This window comes from Pseudomonas sp. 34 E 7 (assembly GCF_900005715.1).
GTDB lineage: Bacteria > Pseudomonadota > Gammaproteobacteria > Pseudomonadales > Pseudomonadaceae > Aquipseudomonas > Aquipseudomonas orientalis_A.
This window is the reverse complement of the sequence record NZ_CVTX01000185.1, coordinates 126,426-141,894: the sequence shown is the minus strand read 5'-3', so window position 1 is coordinate 141,894 and position 15,469 is coordinate 126,426. Positions and strand designations below refer to the sequence as shown.

13 protein-coding genes are annotated in these 15,469 nt (G+C 59.0%); 8 read left to right on the top strand and 5 right to left on the bottom strand.

The window, feature by feature from the left end; genetic code table 11:
• Positions 1 to 184 precede the first annotated feature (184 nt).
• Positions 185 to 2,776, top strand: a complete 2,592-nt coding sequence (gene mutS / locus BFP96_RS25265; RefSeq protein ID WP_057724799.1) for a DNA mismatch repair protein MutS — start codon at positions 185 to 187, stop codon at positions 2,774 to 2,776.
• Between the two features lie 142 nt (positions 2,777 to 2,918).
• Positions 2,919 to 3,242 carry a ferredoxin FdxA gene (gene fdxA / locus BFP96_RS25260; RefSeq protein WP_065886008.1) on the top strand — a complete coding sequence of 108 codons (324 nt, stop codon included), beginning with the start codon at positions 2,919 to 2,921 and terminating at the stop codon, positions 3,240 to 3,242.
• Between the two features lie 461 nt (positions 3,243 to 3,703).
• On the opposite strand, the gene apbC is transcribed toward fdxA, so the two are convergent.
• Positions 3,704 to 4,798 carry an iron-sulfur cluster carrier protein ApbC gene (gene apbC / locus BFP96_RS25255; RefSeq protein WP_065898205.1) on the bottom strand — a complete coding sequence of 365 codons (1,095 nt, stop codon included), beginning with the start codon at positions 4,796 to 4,798 and terminating at the stop codon, positions 3,704 to 3,706.
• A gap of 171 nt (positions 4,799 to 4,969) precedes the next feature.
• Here apbC and metG point away from each other — a divergent pair, with 171 nt between their 5' ends.
• The 4 genes from metG (at position 4,970) to BFP96_RS25235 (ending at position 9,093) form a co-directional block, all read left to right on the top strand.
• On the top strand, positions 4,970 to 7,021 hold the full coding sequence (gene metG / locus BFP96_RS25250; protein ID WP_065937231.1) for a methionine--tRNA ligase: 2,052 nt from the start codon (positions 4,970 to 4,972) through the stop codon (positions 7,019 to 7,021).
• An 87-nt stretch (positions 7,022 to 7,108) separates the two neighbouring features.
• Positions 7,109 to 8,095, top strand: a complete 987-nt coding sequence (rsxB, locus tag BFP96_RS25245) for an electron transport complex subunit RsxB (RefSeq protein WP_065937230.1) — start codon at positions 7,109 to 7,111, stop codon at positions 8,093 to 8,095.
• Between the two features lie 69 nt (positions 8,096 to 8,164).
• Positions 8,165 to 8,803, top strand: coding sequence for an endonuclease III (nth, locus tag BFP96_RS25240; RefSeq protein ID WP_065891910.1), 639 nt, complete (start codon positions 8,165 to 8,167; stop codon positions 8,801 to 8,803).
• A gap of 107 nt (positions 8,804 to 8,910) precedes the next feature.
• Complete coding sequence (locus BFP96_RS25235; RefSeq protein ID WP_065898208.1) at positions 8,911 to 9,093, top strand: PA3496 family putative envelope integrity protein; 183 nt, start codon at positions 8,911 to 8,913, stop codon at positions 9,091 to 9,093.
• A gap of 91 nt (positions 9,094 to 9,184) precedes the next feature.
• Here the strand turns inward: BFP96_RS25235 and BFP96_RS25230 are convergent, their stop codons facing one another.
• From BFP96_RS25230 to BFP96_RS25220, 3 genes are all read right to left on the bottom strand, one after another.
• Positions 9,185 to 9,817 carry a response regulator transcription factor gene (locus BFP96_RS25230; RefSeq protein ID WP_003188986.1) on the bottom strand — a complete coding sequence of 211 codons (633 nt, stop codon included), beginning with the start codon at positions 9,815 to 9,817 and terminating at the stop codon, positions 9,185 to 9,187.
• A gap of 628 nt (positions 9,818 to 10,445) precedes the next feature.
• Positions 10,446 to 11,663 (bottom strand): argininosuccinate synthase, encoded by a 1,218-nt coding sequence (locus BFP96_RS25225; protein ID WP_065886002.1) that lies wholly within the window; start codon positions 11,661 to 11,663, stop codon positions 10,446 to 10,448.
• A gap of 129 nt (positions 11,664 to 11,792) precedes the next feature.
• Positions 11,793 to 12,701 carry a flagellar protein MotY gene (locus BFP96_RS25220; protein WP_065891909.1) on the bottom strand — a complete coding sequence of 303 codons (909 nt, stop codon included), beginning with the start codon at positions 12,699 to 12,701 and terminating at the stop codon, positions 11,793 to 11,795.
• Between the two features lie 156 nt (positions 12,702 to 12,857).
• Between BFP96_RS25220 and pyrC the strand changes: the two genes are divergently transcribed.
• Entirely contained in the window at positions 12,858 to 13,904 is a 1,047-nt protein-coding gene (pyrC, locus tag BFP96_RS25215; RefSeq protein ID WP_065886000.1) for a dihydroorotase, read from the top strand.
• Complete coding sequence (gene rnt / locus BFP96_RS25210; RefSeq protein WP_065885999.1) at positions 13,901 to 14,575, top strand: ribonuclease T; 675 nt, start codon at positions 13,901 to 13,903, stop codon at positions 14,573 to 14,575. Before pyrC ends, rnt begins: the two co-directional genes overlap by 4 nt.
• A 258-nt stretch (positions 14,576 to 14,833) precedes the next feature.
• Here the strand turns inward: rnt and BFP96_RS25205 are convergent, their stop codons facing one another.
• Positions 14,834 to 15,436, bottom strand: a complete 603-nt coding sequence (locus BFP96_RS25205; RefSeq protein ID WP_057724790.1) for a peroxiredoxin — start codon at positions 15,434 to 15,436, stop codon at positions 14,834 to 14,836.
• Positions 15,437 to 15,469 lie beyond the last annotated feature (33 nt).

The following is a 15,469-nucleotide window of genomic DNA, read 5'->3' as shown; positions in this document are numbered from 1 at the left end:
GGCCGATAAAAAGAAGGGGGCGGTGTATTTGAATGAACGCGCTGCGCCCTTCTTCTATTTCTACCTGGCCGTTTGCAACCTGCGAACCCCCGACCTCGCGTGTTAACCTTGCGCCCATTGCAAAAAATGCTGGGCCAAGCGCCCCCTTTGCCCCATCACTTTCAACGAATTTGCCTACTACCCAATGAGTAAAAACACCTCCGATCTGTCCTCCCACACGCCAATGATGCAGCAGTATTGGCGCCTGAAAAACCAGCACCCTGATCAGTTGATGTTCTACCGCATGGGCGACTTCTACGAGATCTTCTACGAAGACGCGAAGAAGGCCGCCAAGCTGCTGGACATCACCCTGACCGCGCGCGGGCAGTCGGCGGGGCAGTCGATTCCGATGTGTGGGATTCCTTACCATTCGTTGGAAGGTTATCTGGTCAAGTTGGTGAAGCTGGGCGAGTCGGTGGTGATCTGTGAGCAGATCGGCGACCCGGCCACCAGTAAGGGGCCGGTGGAACGGCAGGTGGTGCGCATTATTACGCCGGGCACGGTGAGTGATGAGGCGCTGCTGGATGAGCGGCGCGATAACCTGATCGCTGCGGTGTTGGGCGATGAGCGTCTGTTCGGCCTGTCGGTGCTGGATATCACCAGCGGCAATTTCAGCGTGCTGGAGATCAAGGGCTGGGAGAACCTGCTGGCGGAGCTGGAGCGTATCAATCCGGTGGAGTTGTTGATTCCGGATGATTGGCCCAAGGACTTGCCGGCAGAGAAGCGCCGTGGGACTAAACGTCGTGCGCCGTGGGATTTTGAGCGTGATTCGGCGCTGAAAAGTCTGTGCCAGCAGTTCTCGGTGCAGGACCTTAAAGGCTTCGGTTGCGAAACCCTGACCCTGGCCATCGGCGCTGCCGGCTGCCTGCTCAGCTACGCCAAGGAAACCCAGCGCACGGCCCTGCCGCACTTGCGCAGCCTGCGGCATGAGCGGCTGGATGATACCGTGGTACTGGATGGCGCCAGCCGTCGCAACCTGGAACTGGATACCAACCTGGCGGGCGGGCGTGACAACACGCTGCAATCGGTGGTCGACCGCTGCCAGACGGCCATGGGCAGCCGCTTGCTGACCCGTTGGTTGAACCGTCCGCTGCGGGATTTGACCGTCCTCCAAGCACGTCAGACTTCCATTACCTGCCTGCTTGACGGCTATCGCTTTGAAAAGCTGCAGCCGCAACTGAAGGAAATCGGCGATATCGAGCGCATCCTCGCGCGGATCGGCCTGCGTAACGCGCGGCCTCGTGACCTGGCGCGCCTGCGTGATGCCTTGAGTGCCCTCCCCCAGTTGCAAGTCGCGATGACCGAACTGGACACGCCACACCTGCAACAGCTTGCAGTCACCGCCGGCACTTACCCGGACCTCGCGGCGCTGCTGGAAAAGGCCATCATCGACAACCCGCCAGCGATCATCCGTGATGGCGGTGTGCTGAAAACCGGCTATGACAGCGAGCTGGATGAGCTGCAATCGCTGAGCGAAAACGCCGGCCAGTTCCTGATCGACCTGGAGGCCCGCGAAAAAGCCCGCACCGGGCTGGCCAACCTGAAGGTCGGCTACAACCGCGTGCATGGCTATTTTATTGAGCTGCCGAGCAAGCAGGCGGAGTCGGCGCCTATCGACTATCAACGCCGCCAGACGCTCAAGGGCGCCGAGCGCTTTATCACCCCGGAGCTCAAAGCGTTCGAAGACAAGGCATTGTCGGCCAAAAGCCGCGCCCTGGCGCGGGAAAAAATGCTCTATGAAGCCTTGCTCGAGGACTTGATCAGCCGCCTGGCGCCGCTGCAGGACACCGCAGCCGCCCTGGCGGAACTGGACGTGCTGAGCAACCTGGCCGAACGTGCGCTGAACCTGGACCTCAACTGCCCGCGCTTTGTCAGCGAGCCGTGCATGCGCATCGTGCAAGGGCGCCACCCGGTGGTGGAGCAGGTGTTGACCACGCCATTCGTCGCCAACGACCTGTCGCTGGACGACGACACTCGCATGCTGGTGATTACCGGCCCGAACATGGGTGGTAAATCCACCTATATGCGCCAGACCGCGCTGATCGTGTTGCTGGCCCACATCGGCAGCTTCGTGCCGGCGGCCAGTTGCGAACTGTCCCTGGTGGACCGGATTTTCACCCGGATCGGTTCCAGCGACGACCTGGCCGGTGGGCGCTCGACGTTTATGGTGGAGATGAGCGAGACCGCGAACATCCTGCATAACGCCACCGACCGCAGCCTGGTGTTGATGGACGAAGTGGGTCGCGGCACCAGTACGTTTGACGGCCTGTCGCTGGCATGGGCGGCGGCCGAGCGTCTGGCACATTTGCGCGCCTATACGTTGTTTGCCACCCACTACTTCGAACTGACGGTGTTACCGGAAAGCGAGCCGCTGGTAGCCAACGTGCACCTCAATGCCACCGAGCACAACGAACGCATCGTGTTCCTGCACCACGTGCTGCCGGGCCCGGCCAGCCAGAGTTATGGCTTGGCGGTCGCGCAGTTGGCCGGCGTGCCCAATGATGTCATCACTCGCGCCCGCGAGCACCTGAGCCGCCTGGAAACCACGGCCCTGCCCCATGAAACCGTGGTCGCCAGCCCTGCCAAGGCCAGCAGGAAACCCGCCGCGCCGCACCAGAGCGACCTGTTCGCCAGCCTGCCCCATCCGGTACTCGATGAGCTGGCCAAGCTTGACCTGGACGACGTGACGCCGCGTAAAGCGCTCGAAATGTTATATGCACTGAAGACTCGGATATAACGCACACGCGTGCAAGCTGGTAGACTCTCGCGCGGTTTGGGATGCTGCGGGCTTTTAGCCTGGCCCGCAGACTATCGCTCCCGAACCTCGCGAGCCCTGCCACACAGGGTTTCGCTGCCGCCGCCTGAGGAGAAAATTAGAAATGACCTTCGTCGTCACCGACAACTGCATCAAGTGCAAGTACACCGACTGCGTAGAAGTGTGTCCGGTGGACTGCTTCTACGAAGGCCCGAACTTCCTGGTCATCCACCCGGACGAGTGCATTGACTGCGCCCTGTGTGAACCAGAATGCCCGGCTAACGCCATCTTCTCTGAGGATGAAGTACCTGCGGGTATGGAAAACTTCATTGAGTTGAATGCCGAGCTGGCGGATATCTGGCCGAACATCACGGAAAGAAAGGATGCTCTGCCCGATGCGGAAGAATGGGATGGCAAACCCGGCAAGATTGCAGACCTCGAACGCTGATAGCAGCGTCGTTGCCAAAAAAAAGGCCCCTTGCGGGCCTTTTTTGCGTTTTCGTGTAGCCGCTTTCACTTTTCTACAGGCGAAAAAAGGGGCGGTATGACCCGCCCACATTTTTTCCCTAGTCCCTTTAATCCTTTTCATCGTCCTGATGAATCGCATCCTGCGACATTCCTTCAAACCACCGTTCCCTGGTGGCTGTGCCAATCCGTGGACACAGGGCTGATGTTAGAGCCTCCCAAGATAAGTTCAACGGGATCCAAACGGATGGAGACCAATCGGCGATGCTCGAGTGACATTAAATAATTGTTTTATTTCAAAGAGTTAGAAATATCGCTCGTAGATTCGAGACGCTCATTCCCGGTAAAAAAACCGAATACCTACATGACGGTAAGCGAATGCTTACACGACTTATTGGGAAAAGAGCGTCACAAACCTGTGCGGTACTGTTCCTACATCGCGATTCAGTCGTCGCTGACGGTGATCGTCGGCATCGCGGGACTGCTTGCCTCCTGCAGGACTATCCGCGCGCCCACATGGCGGGCCAGTTCCTGATACACCATGGCAATCTGGCCATCGGGCTCGGCAGCCACGGTGGGCTTGCCGCCATCGGCCTGTTCGCGGATAGACATCGACAGCGGCAACGAGGCCAGCAGTTCGACGCCGTATTGAGTCGCCAGCTTCTCGCCACCGCCCTCGCCGAAGAGATGTTCGGCATGGCCACAGTTTGAGCAGATGTGCACCGCCATGTTTTCCACCACGCCCAGCACCGGAATGTTGACCTTACGGAACATCTCCACGCCTTTCTTCGCGTCCAGCAATGCCAGGTCCTGCGGCGTAGTGACGATCACCGAGCCGGCCACCGGGACTTTCTGCGCCAGGGTCAACTGGATATCGCCGGTACCGGGTGGCATGTCGATCACCAGGTAGTCCAGGTCGCCCCAGGCCGTCTGGGTGACCAATTGCAGCAGCGCCCCGGAAACCATCGGCCCGCGCCAGACCATGGGCGTGTTGTCATCGGTCAGGAACGCCATGGACATCACTTCCACGCCCAGGGACTCGATCGGCACAAACCACTTCTGGTCCTTGACCTTGGGTCGTGTGCCTTCGGCAATGCCGAACATCACACCCTGGCTCGGGCCATAGATATCGGCGTCGAGGATGCCCACGCGGGCACCTTCACGGGCCAGGGCCAGGGCCAGGTTGGCGGCGGTGGTGGATTTACCCACCCCGCCCTTGCCCGATGCCACGGCGATCACGTTCTTGACGTTGGCCAGGCCAGGGATCTGTGCCTGGGCCTTGTGCGAGGCGATCACACATCGGATGTCGACCTTGGCCGAGCGCACGCCGTCGAGGCCTTCGATGGCCATTTGCAGCATCTGCGCCCAGCCGTTTTTGAACAGGCCGGCGGCGTAGCCCAGCTCCAGCTGGACCGATACCTGGTCAGCCTGTACCTCGATGGCCCGCACACAGCCGGCACTGACCGGGTCCTGGTTCAAATAGGGGTCGGTGTACTGGCGAAGGACGGCTTCCACCGCTGCGCGATTGACGGCGCTCATGGGCAACTCCCGAAAAAGACTGACTGAAACAGGCGGCTATCCTAACCGTTCCAGGCCACCAGCGGCATGCTTTCGCAGGATCGGAAGATGCTGAAACAGCACCACGGGGTGAAATAAATTTCCCGGCGCTTTATAGTGGCCGACCTCCGTTTCATCAAGTAGCCGAGCCCCATGTCCGAGCCACGCAAGATCCTCGTCACCAGCGCCCTGCCCTATGCCAATGGTTCCATCCATCTTGGCCATATGCTTGAGTACATCCAGACCGATATGTGGGTGCGCTTCCAGAAGCATCGCGGCAATCAATGCATTTATGTCTGCGCGGACGACGCCCACGGTTCGGCCATCATGTTGCGCGCCGAAAAGGAAGGCATCACCCCGGAACAACTGATCGCCAATGTGCAGGCTGAACACAGCGCCGACTTTGCCGAGTTCCTGGTGGAGTTCGACAACTTCCATTCGACCCACTCCGACGAAAATCGTGAGCTTTCGAGCCAGATCTACCTGCGATTGAAAGACGCCGGGCACATTGCCACGCGCTCGATCACCCAGTATTTCGACCCGGAAAAGAAAATGTTCCTGGCCGATCGCTTCATCAAGGGCACCTGCCCGAAATGCGGCACCGACGACCAGTACGGCGACAACTGTGAGAAATGCGGTGCCACCTATGCACCCACCGACCTGAAGAACCCGAAGTCGGCCATCTCCGGCGCTACCCCGGTACTCAAGGATTCCCAGCACTTCTTCTTCAAGCTCCCGGATTTCCAGCAGATGCTGCAAACCTGGACCCGTAGCGGCGCCTTGCAGGATGCCGTGGCCAACAAGATCGCCGAATGGCTGGATGCCGGCCTGCAACAGTGGGACATTTCCCGCGATGCGCCGTACTTCGGCTTTGAAATTCCGGGCGAGCCGGGCAAGTACTTCTATGTCTGGCTGGACGCGCCGATCGGCTACATGGCCAGCTTCAAGAACCTCTGCGACCGCACACCGGCGCTGGACTTCGATGCGTTCTGGGGCAAGGATTCCACTGCCGAGCTGTACCACTTCATCGGCAAGGACATCGTCAACTTCCACGCGCTGTTCTGGCCGGCAATGCTCGAAGGTTCGGGCTACCGCAAGCCGACCGGCATTGCCGTGCACGGCTACCTGACGGTGAACGGGCAGAAGATGTCCAAGTCCCGCGGCACCTTCATCAAGGCGCGCACCTACCTGGACCATCTGTCGCCGGAATATTTGCGTTACTACTATGCGTCCAAGCTGGGCCGTGGCGTCGACGACCTCGACCTGAACCTGGAAGACTTCATTCAGAAGGTCAACTCGGACCTGGTCGGCAAAGTGGTCAATATCGCCAGCCGTTGTGCCGGTTTTATCCACAAGGGCAATGCGGGTGTGCTGGTCGCTGAAAACGCCGCGCCGGAACTGACCGATGCCTTCCTGGCCGCCGCGCCGAGTATCGCCGACGCCTATGAAGCCCGCGATTTTGCCCGCGCCATGCGCGAAATCATGGGCCTGGCCGACCGCGCCAACGCCTGGATTGCCGACAAGGCGCCATGGTCGCTGAACAAGCAGGAAGGCAAGGAAGCTGAGGTCCAGGCGATCTGCGCCACGGGCGTCAATCTGTTCCGTCAGTTGGTGATCTTCCTCAAGCCGGTGCTGCCGCTGCTGGCCGCCGATGCAGAGGCGTTCCTCAACGTCGCGCCGCTGACCTGGAACGACCACGCCACGCTGCTCGGCAACCATCAGTTGAACGCGTTCAAGCCATTGATGACCCGCATCGACCCGGTGAAAGTCCAGGCCATGACCGACGCTTCCAAAGAAGACCTCGTCGCCAGCCAGACCGATACCGGCTCGACCGCGCCAGCTGATTACAGCGAGTTGGCCAAAGACCCTATTTCCGAGGAAATCGAGTTCGACGCTTTCGCCGCCGTGGACCTGCGGGTTGCACTGATCGTCAAGGCCGAAGCCGTGGAAGGCGCCGACAAGCTGTTGCGCCTGACCCTGGATCTGGGCGGCGAGCAACGCAATGTGTTCTCCGGCATCAAGAGCGCTTACCCGGACCCGTCCAAGCTCGATGGTCGCCTGACCATGATGATCGCCAACCTCAAGCCACGAAAAATGAAATTCGGTATCTCTGAAGGCATGGTGATGGCGGCCGGTCCTGGCGGCGCAGAAATCTATCTGCTCAGCCCGGACAGCGGCGCCAAGCCAGGTCAACGCATCAAGTAACCCCTGCAGGATGCCCCGGCGTTTCGACGTTGGGGCTTTTCAGCCCGCCCACATCGGCGGGCCGGGCGTCAACGCAATGATCAAAGCATGAACCTGATTCAACGTATCGACGCGCTGCTACCGCAGACTCAATGCGGCAAGTGCGGGCACCCGGGCTGCAAGCCTTACGCCGAAGGCATTGCTAACGGCGAGGCGATCAACAAGTGCCCGCCCGGAGGCCAGGAAACCATCGCCGGGCTTGCGCAATTGCTGCGCGTGCCGGTGCCGGCCCTGGATACGAGCCGCGGCGACGCGCCGGCCCAGATCGCCTACATCCGTGAGGCTGAATGCATCGGTTGCACCAAATGCATCCAGGCTTGCCCGGTGGACGCCATCATTGGCGCCGCCAAGTTGATGCACACAGTCATCATCGACGAGTGCACCGGTTGCGACCTGTGCGTCGCGCCCTGCCCTGTCGACTGCATCGAGATGCGCCCACTTGCTGAAGTCCTGCCGATTGTGGGCGACCTGGCGCGCAGCGATGACGAGCGGCGCGAACGTGGCCTTAAACGCGACCGGGCACGTCGGCGTTTCGAACAGCGCACCGCACGCCTGCAACGTGAGCAAGCCTGCAAACACGCCGAACGCGTGGCGCGGGCCAAGCGCATTGCGCCCGTGGCAGCGGCATCAGCCGATAGCCATCAGGCCGCTCAGGATGCAGCAATCAAGCAAGCCAAAATCAGTGTCGCCATGAGCCGTGCGCAGTTGCACAAATCCCTGAAGGCGTTTGGCCACCCCCCGACCTTTGAGCAACAGTCACAATTGATTGTCCTGCAAAGGCAGTTCGAAGCCTCGGAGCAGGCGCTTGCCGCGCTGGAGGTCAACGTCCCGCCACCGCTGCCGACAAGCAAAAGCGCTGAACTCAAGCGCGCGAAGATCCAACTGGCAATGCGCCGGGCAGCATTGAAAAAGGCCCAGGATCAACAGGCTGACGAACAGCAACTGGCAAACTTGAGTGCCGCGCTGGACGCCGCCGAGCAGACGCTGCAGGACGCCCAGGCCACTTGCGACGCCAGCGCCAACGGTAACGCCTGACCCACAACCGACGCTGCGTTGTGTATTGCTACAATTACGTCGATAGCCTGCAAGGAAACGTCCCTCCCTATGAACGCTGCAAAACGCCTGGAAATTTTCCGCAGGTTTCACGAAGACAATCCGGAACCCAAGACCGAACTGGCCTACTCCTCGCCGTTCGAGCTGCTGATCGCCGTGATCCTGTCGGCCCAATCCACAGATGTCGGCGTCAATAAGGCCACGGCCAAGCTGTTTCCGGTGGCCAATACGCCGGAGACGATTTATGCCCTGGGTGTGGAAGGGTTATCGGCGTACATCAAGACCATCGGCTTGTACAACAGCAAGGCCAAGAACGTGATCGAGACGTGCCGCCTGCTCATGGAACTGCACGCCAGCGAAGTACCGCAAACCCGCGAAGCCCTCGAAGCGTTACCCGGCGTGGGCCGCAAGACCGCCAACGTTGTACTCAATACGGCGTTCCGGCAGCTCACCATGGCGGTGGATACGCATATTTTTCGCGTCAGCAACCGTACCGGCATCGCTCGCGGAAAAAATGTGGTGGAGGTCGAGAAACAGCTTATGAAGTTCGTGCCCAAGCCCTATCTGCTCGATTCCCATCACTGGCTGATTCTTCACGGGCGCTATGTTTGCCAGGCGCGCAAGCCTCGGTGCGGCAGTTGTCGGATCGAAGATCTATGTGAATACAAGGACAAGACCTCCGACGATTGAGGGTTGTCGGGTTTTGCCTATGAATCGATTGAAAAAATCTTTTTTACGCGTCCGTGGTTTATCGCTATAAGGAGCGCCAATGGCAGTCTTAGCCTGGAGTGAACCTTATGAGCACTGGCAAAGAACAACTGGAAGTAGATGACGAACCGGTGGAGCTGGAAGACGATGAGGCGCCAGCGCCTGTCCCGGAGGTGGCCAAGACCAATTTGAGCAAACGCCTGATTATCGACAACCTTCTGGAAGAGCGACGCTTGCAAAAACAATTGGCCGATTACGACTTCGACCTCTGACCATCCGACAGCCAGCCGGAAGCCTCCCTGACGGAGGCTTTTTTGTGCCGGATCTTACAGCGGTGTCAGAAGGGTGAACGCCCCCTCCTCCTCACACCAAGCCATTGCGCTGGGCCAGCTCTATCAGGTCGACGAGTGACCGGGCATTGAGCTTCAGCAGCAGGCGCGTCTTATAGGTGCTGACGGTCTTGTTGCTCAGGAACATACCGTCGGCAATCTCCTTGTTGGTTTTGCCACGGGCCAGCTGTTGCAGCACCATCATCTCCCGCCCCGATAAACGTTCGACCATGTCAGCCTCACTGGCGTTGCCCATGGTGGACCGCACCGAGTTGAGCGCCTGGTTCGGGAAGTAGCTGTAGCCGGAAAGCACCGCCTTGATGGCGCTCAACAACTCGGTCAGGTCCTGTTGCTTGCACACGTAGCCGGCGGCACCGGCCTGCATGCAACGCATGGAAAAATGACCAGGTGCCTGGGACGTCAGCACCAGCACCTTGAACGACACGGCTTGCTTGGTCGAGGCCAGCCGGCAAATAACTTCAAGGCCATCGAGTTTGGGGATTCCAATATCCAATATGACAATATCCGGCATATGTTCCCGCGCAAGTTGCAGCGCATCGACACCGTTATCAGTCTCGGCAACAACCTCATAACCATGACGCTCCATTAGCATGCGCACAGCTAGCCGAATGACGGGATGATCATCCACGATCAGCACTTTATTCATGAGAAAGTCCAATTTCGCTGTTCGAATTATTTAGAGAAAGCACAATAGCCTAGTCGCCTGCTAGTTGGCATAGCGTGCCCCCCCGAGCAACAGCAGGCAGAGACCCAACCCACAACAAGAAAGGAATTAGCCTACAAAAATTCGCCAACTTTAGTGTATTGGGCTTTATGGAACCCTTCAGACCTTTCCCTGCTCGTACATATTTTGAGTGAAATATCCTCATCCCGAGGCCTATGCCGTAAACGTTGCGCACAGCGCTCTCAGGAAATACCCCTTGCTTACCGTTGCGGCTTATACAAAGGGCTGAAAAAACCCCGTCAGCTTCAGTTCCATTTAACATATTTATATACATCCAATTTTCCTACAGAAAATTCCACAAATTACAGATCCTTTGCGCCTATATGAGTGAATTTTCTGTAAGACATGGTTCCTGTCTAGATGTAAAAAACCTTTCCGTAGGAGAGTAGATTTCTGAAACTGAAAAAATCTCGAAAGACTTGAATAAAACGCTTAAACACATACCAAACATTTTTAAACGTTGCTCACACCTGATTAATGTTTGTATGGGTATATTCAGAGCAAAAAAAAGCCCCTTGCATAAGGGGCCTTTTTCACAACAAGCAAACACTCAGAACAACTTGCGTCCCTTGTTGGCCGCGATGCGCATGCGCAAGGCGTTCAACTTGATGAAGCCGGCCGCGTCCGCCTGGTTGTAGGCACCGCCATCTTCCTCGAAGGTCGCGATGTTGGCGTCAAACAGTGACTCATCGGACTTGCGACCGGTCACGATCACATTGCCCTTGTACAGCTTCAGGCGCACCACGCCGTTCACGTGGGCCTGGGAGGCGTCGATCATCTGCTGCAGCATCAGGCGCTCAGGGCTCCACCAATAGCCGGTATAAATCAGGCTGGCATACTTGGGCATCAGCTCATCTTTGAGGTGGGCCACTTCACGGTCCAGGGTAATGGACTCGATGGCGCGGTGAGCACGCAACATGATGGTGCCGCCCGGTGTTTCGTAGCAGCCACGGGACTTCATGCCGACGTAACGGTTCTCGACGATGTCGAGACGACCGATGCCGTGTTCGCCCCCGATACGGTTCAGGGTCGCCAGCACGGTGGCGGGTGTCATCTCGACACCATCCAGCGCGACGATGTCACCGTTGCGGTAGGTCAGTTCCAGATACTGCGGCTTGTCTGGAGCATTCTCCGGGGAGACGGTCCATTTCCACATGTCTTCTTCGTGTTCGGTCCAGGTGTCTTCCAGCACGCCGCCTTCATAGGAAATGTGCAGCAAGTTGGCATCCATCGAGTACGGGGACTTCTTCTTGCCGTGACGCTCGATCGGGATCGCGTGCTTTTCAGCGTAATCCATCAGCTTTTCACGGGACAGCAGGTCCCATTCACGCCACGGCGCAATCACTTTCACGCCGGGCTTGAGGGCGTAGGCGCCCAGTTCGAAACGCACCTGGTCGTTGCCCTTGCCGGTGGCGCCATGGGAAATGGCATCGGCGCCGGTTTCGTTGGCGATTTCGATCAGGCGCTTGGCGATCAGCGGACGTGCAATGGAGGTGCCGAGCAGGTACTCGCCTTCATAGACGGTGTTGGCGCGAAACATCGGATAAACGAAATCGCGGACGAACTCTTCGCGCAGGTCGTCAATGTAGATCTCTTTCACGCCCATGGCTTGCGCCTTGGCACGTGCAGGTTCGACCTCTTCGCCCTGACCCAGGTCAGCGGTGAATGTCACCACTTCACAGTTATAAGTATCCTGCAGCCACTTGAGGATCACCGAAGTGTCCAGGCCGCCGGAATACGCGAGAACGACCTTGTTTACGTCGGCCATGCCATCACTCCACGGGGTTGTACGGAAAGGCAACGATTCTACCGATCAAAACCGCGAATTTACAGGGGCGCGACAGCAAATGAAGATAAAGCGACAGATTGTGTCGAACGAGCGACCGATGACCGCGCCTTACGAGGTCGCAGCAGGGTTGCTCGGAGTTGCGGCCTGGGGTGCCGGTTTCTCGGGCGCCGCCACGCGTTCGAGCTGCACGTTGACCCGACGGTTGCGCGCTCGATTGGCGGCGTTGGTGTTGGGCGCCAAGGGGTAGCTTTCACCATGGAAACGCATCGTGATCTGGGATTCCGGGATGCCGTTGGCCTTGAAGTAGTCCACTACCGCCAAGGCACGGCGTCGTGAAACATCACGGTTGGTCAGGCGGTTGCCGCTGTTATCCGAATGGCCGTTCAGCTCGATGTGGTTGACCGTAGGGTCGGCTTTCATGAACGCGACAATGACCGACAGTTTCTTCCGGGCCGCTGCATCCAGTTCGATGCCACCACCGGGGAAACCGACTTCCGTTTGTTTAACCTGATCGTAGTTCATCGGCAACAGCTTGGTAGTACACAACTGATAGTCGTTGTAGGCCTTGGAGAATTTCACCGGCAGCAGGCGAATTTCCGAATAACCGCCTTCGCGTCCGTAGTGCCGCACGGTCGGGCTGCGGCCTTCGAGCAAACCGGTGAACAGACGCCCGGCCTGGGCCTGGGAGCTGTTGAACAGTACATCACCACTGCCGACGCGTACCGCACCGAGGTTGATGTCACCGCGACCCGGTTGCCAGGGCGCGGCGGCGGCCAGCAACGTGGCGGAGCCGGCACCGAGCGAACCACTGTAGGCTTTCAGGCGAAAGGTCGCATGCTCGCCCGCCCGGCGCACAAACTCACCCGAGCCGAAATCAGTGATCGGCTGGGTCAGGCGGCACTCGAACTGATCGCCCTCCACTTTCCACTCAATATTCTCCAGGCGTGTCTGGAACGTGAGGGCCATCGCGGGCAGGCTGGCGAACACACTGAGCAGGGCTAGATAATGCTGGCGCACGGGAGGCTCCACTGGTTTCTACAACACTTCAAGGCGTCATACATCGTTAAGGCATACCCAGTGCTATCGGTTGCATCCTGCAAAACTTGATAGCGAGTGCCTGCACGAGTCTTTTCCGGTAGCATTCCCACCAGATTGACCCGCCTGGAATCCCCAATGTCCGACCGCCTGACCCTGCTGCGTCCCGACGACTGGCATATACATCTTCGTGATGGTGCTGTGTTACCCCACACCGTGGCCGATGTCGCGCGCACCTTTGGACGCGCCATCATCATGCCTAACCTGGTACCTCCGGTGCGTAACGCCGAGCAAGCCGATGCCTATCGCCAGCGTATCCTCGCTGCACGACCGGCCGGCAGCCGCTTCGAACCGCTGATGGTGCTCTACCTCACCGACCGCACCCAGCCTTCGGAGATTCGCGAGGCCAAGGCCAGCGGTTTCGTGCACGCCGCCAAGCTGTACCCGGCCGGCGCGACCACCAACTCCGACTCCGGCGTGACCAGCATCGACAAGATACTGCCGGCCATCGAAGCCATGGCCGATGTGGGCATGCCGCTGTTGATCCACGGTGAAGTCACCCGTGGCGATGTCGACGTGTTCGATCGCGAAAAGATCTTCATCGACGAACATATGCGCCGCGTGGTCGAGCTGTTCCCGACCCTCAAGGTGGTGTTCGAACACATCACCACCGCAGACGCCGTGCAGTTCGTCACCGAGGCTTCGGCCAACGTCGGCGCGACCATCACCGCACACCACCTGTTGTACAACCGCAATCACATGTTGGTGGGCGGTATTCGGCCGCACTTCTATTGCCTGCCGATCCTCAAGCGCAACACCCACCAGGTGGCGTTGCTGGATGCCGCGACCAGCGGCAACCCGAAGTTCTTCCTCGGCACCGATTCCGCGCCCCACGCCCAGCACGCCAAGGAAGCCGCCTGCGGTTGCGCGGGATGCTACACCGCGTTTGCCGCCATCGAGCTGTACGCTGAAGCGTTCGAACAACGCAACGCCCTGGACAAGCTTGAAGGTTTCGCCAGCCTCAACGGCCCGCGCTTCTATGGCCTGCCGGCCAATACCGACCGCATCACCCTGGTTCGTGAAGACTGGACCGCCCCCGCCAGCCTGCCGTTTGGCGAGCTGACCGTTATCCCGCTGCGCGCCGGTGAAACACTGCGCTGGCGCCTGCTGGAGGAAAGCAAGTGAGTGAAGACCATTACGATGAAGACCAGGAACATGGCGGTGGCGGCGGTTCGCGCCACCCGATGGCCGAGCGTTTCCGAGGCTACCTGCCTGTCGTTATCGATGTAGAAACCGGCGGTTTCAATTGCGCCACCGACGCGTTGCTGGAAATTGCCGCGACCACCATCGGCATGGACGAGCAGGGCTTCGTGTACCCGGATCACACCCACTTCTTCCGCGTCGAGCCGTTTGAAGGGGCCAACATCGAAGCAGCGGCCCTGGAGTTCACCGGCATCAAGCTTGATCACCCGCTGCGCATGGCGGTGAGTGAAGAAGCGGCGCTGACCGACATCTTCCGTGGCGTACGCAAGGCGCTGAAGGCCAACGGCTGCAAGCGCGCGATCCTGGTGGGGCACAACAGCAGTTTCGACCTGGGCTTCCTGAACGCCGCCGTGGCGCGGCTGGACATGAAACGCAACCCGTTTCATCCGTTCTCCAGTTTCGACACCGCCACGCTCGCCGGCCTGGCCTATGGCCAGACCGTGCTGGCGAAAGCCTGCCAGGCCGCCGGTATCGACTTTGACGGCCGCGAAGCTCATTCGGCGCGCTACGACACCGAAAAGACCGCCGAGCTGTTCTGCGGCATCGTCAATCGCTGGAAACAGATGGGTGGCTGGGAAGACTTCAGCGACTGAGACTCGTCCCGCCAGGTCTGTAGGAGCGAGCTTGCTCGCGAAAAACGTTAACGATAACGCGTGCTTGCTGAATGAACGCGGTGCCTGTGAGTTTTTCGCGAGCAAGCTCGCTCCTACATGGCATTAGGGCTTGCGGCGTGTCAGTGACGTATTTATGGACTGATACTGCGCAATCACGCGCAAGTCGAATCGTCGCACCGCCCCGCCCATAAAAAAACCGGCCCTCACAGGCCGGTTTTTTTCTACCTTGAATCCGGCTTACAGCTTGCCGGCGTTCTCGGTCAGGTAAGCCGCCACACCTTCGGTGGAAGCGGTCATGCCTTTGTCGCCTTTTTTCCAGTTGGCAGGGCAGACTTCGCCGTGCTCTTCGTGGAATTGCAGCGCGTCGACCAGACGAATCAGCTCTTCCATGTTACGGCCCAGCGGCAGGTCGTTGATGATCTGCGAGCGCACAACGCCCTTGTCGTCGATCAGGAATGCGCCACGGAAAGCCACACCGCCTTCGGACTCTACGTCGTAGGCCTTGGCGATATCGTGCTTCATATCGGCAGCCATGGTGTATTTGACTTTACCGATGCCGCCATCGTTGATGGCGGTGTTGCGCCAGGCATTGTGGGTGAAGTGGGAGTCGATGGAAACGGCGACCACTTCAACGTTGCGTGCCTTGAAATCGTCCATGCGGTGATCCAGAGCGATCAGCTCGGATGGGCAGACAAAGGTGAAGTCCAGCGGGTAGAAGAACACCAGGCCGTATTTGCCTTTGATGGCTTCAGACAGTTTGAAGCTGTCTACGATTTCGCCATTGCCGAGGACGGCAGGTACGTCGAAATCCGGGGCTTGTTTGCCGACGAGTACGCTCATTGGATATCTCCTGATGAAGGGGTGACGATTGAA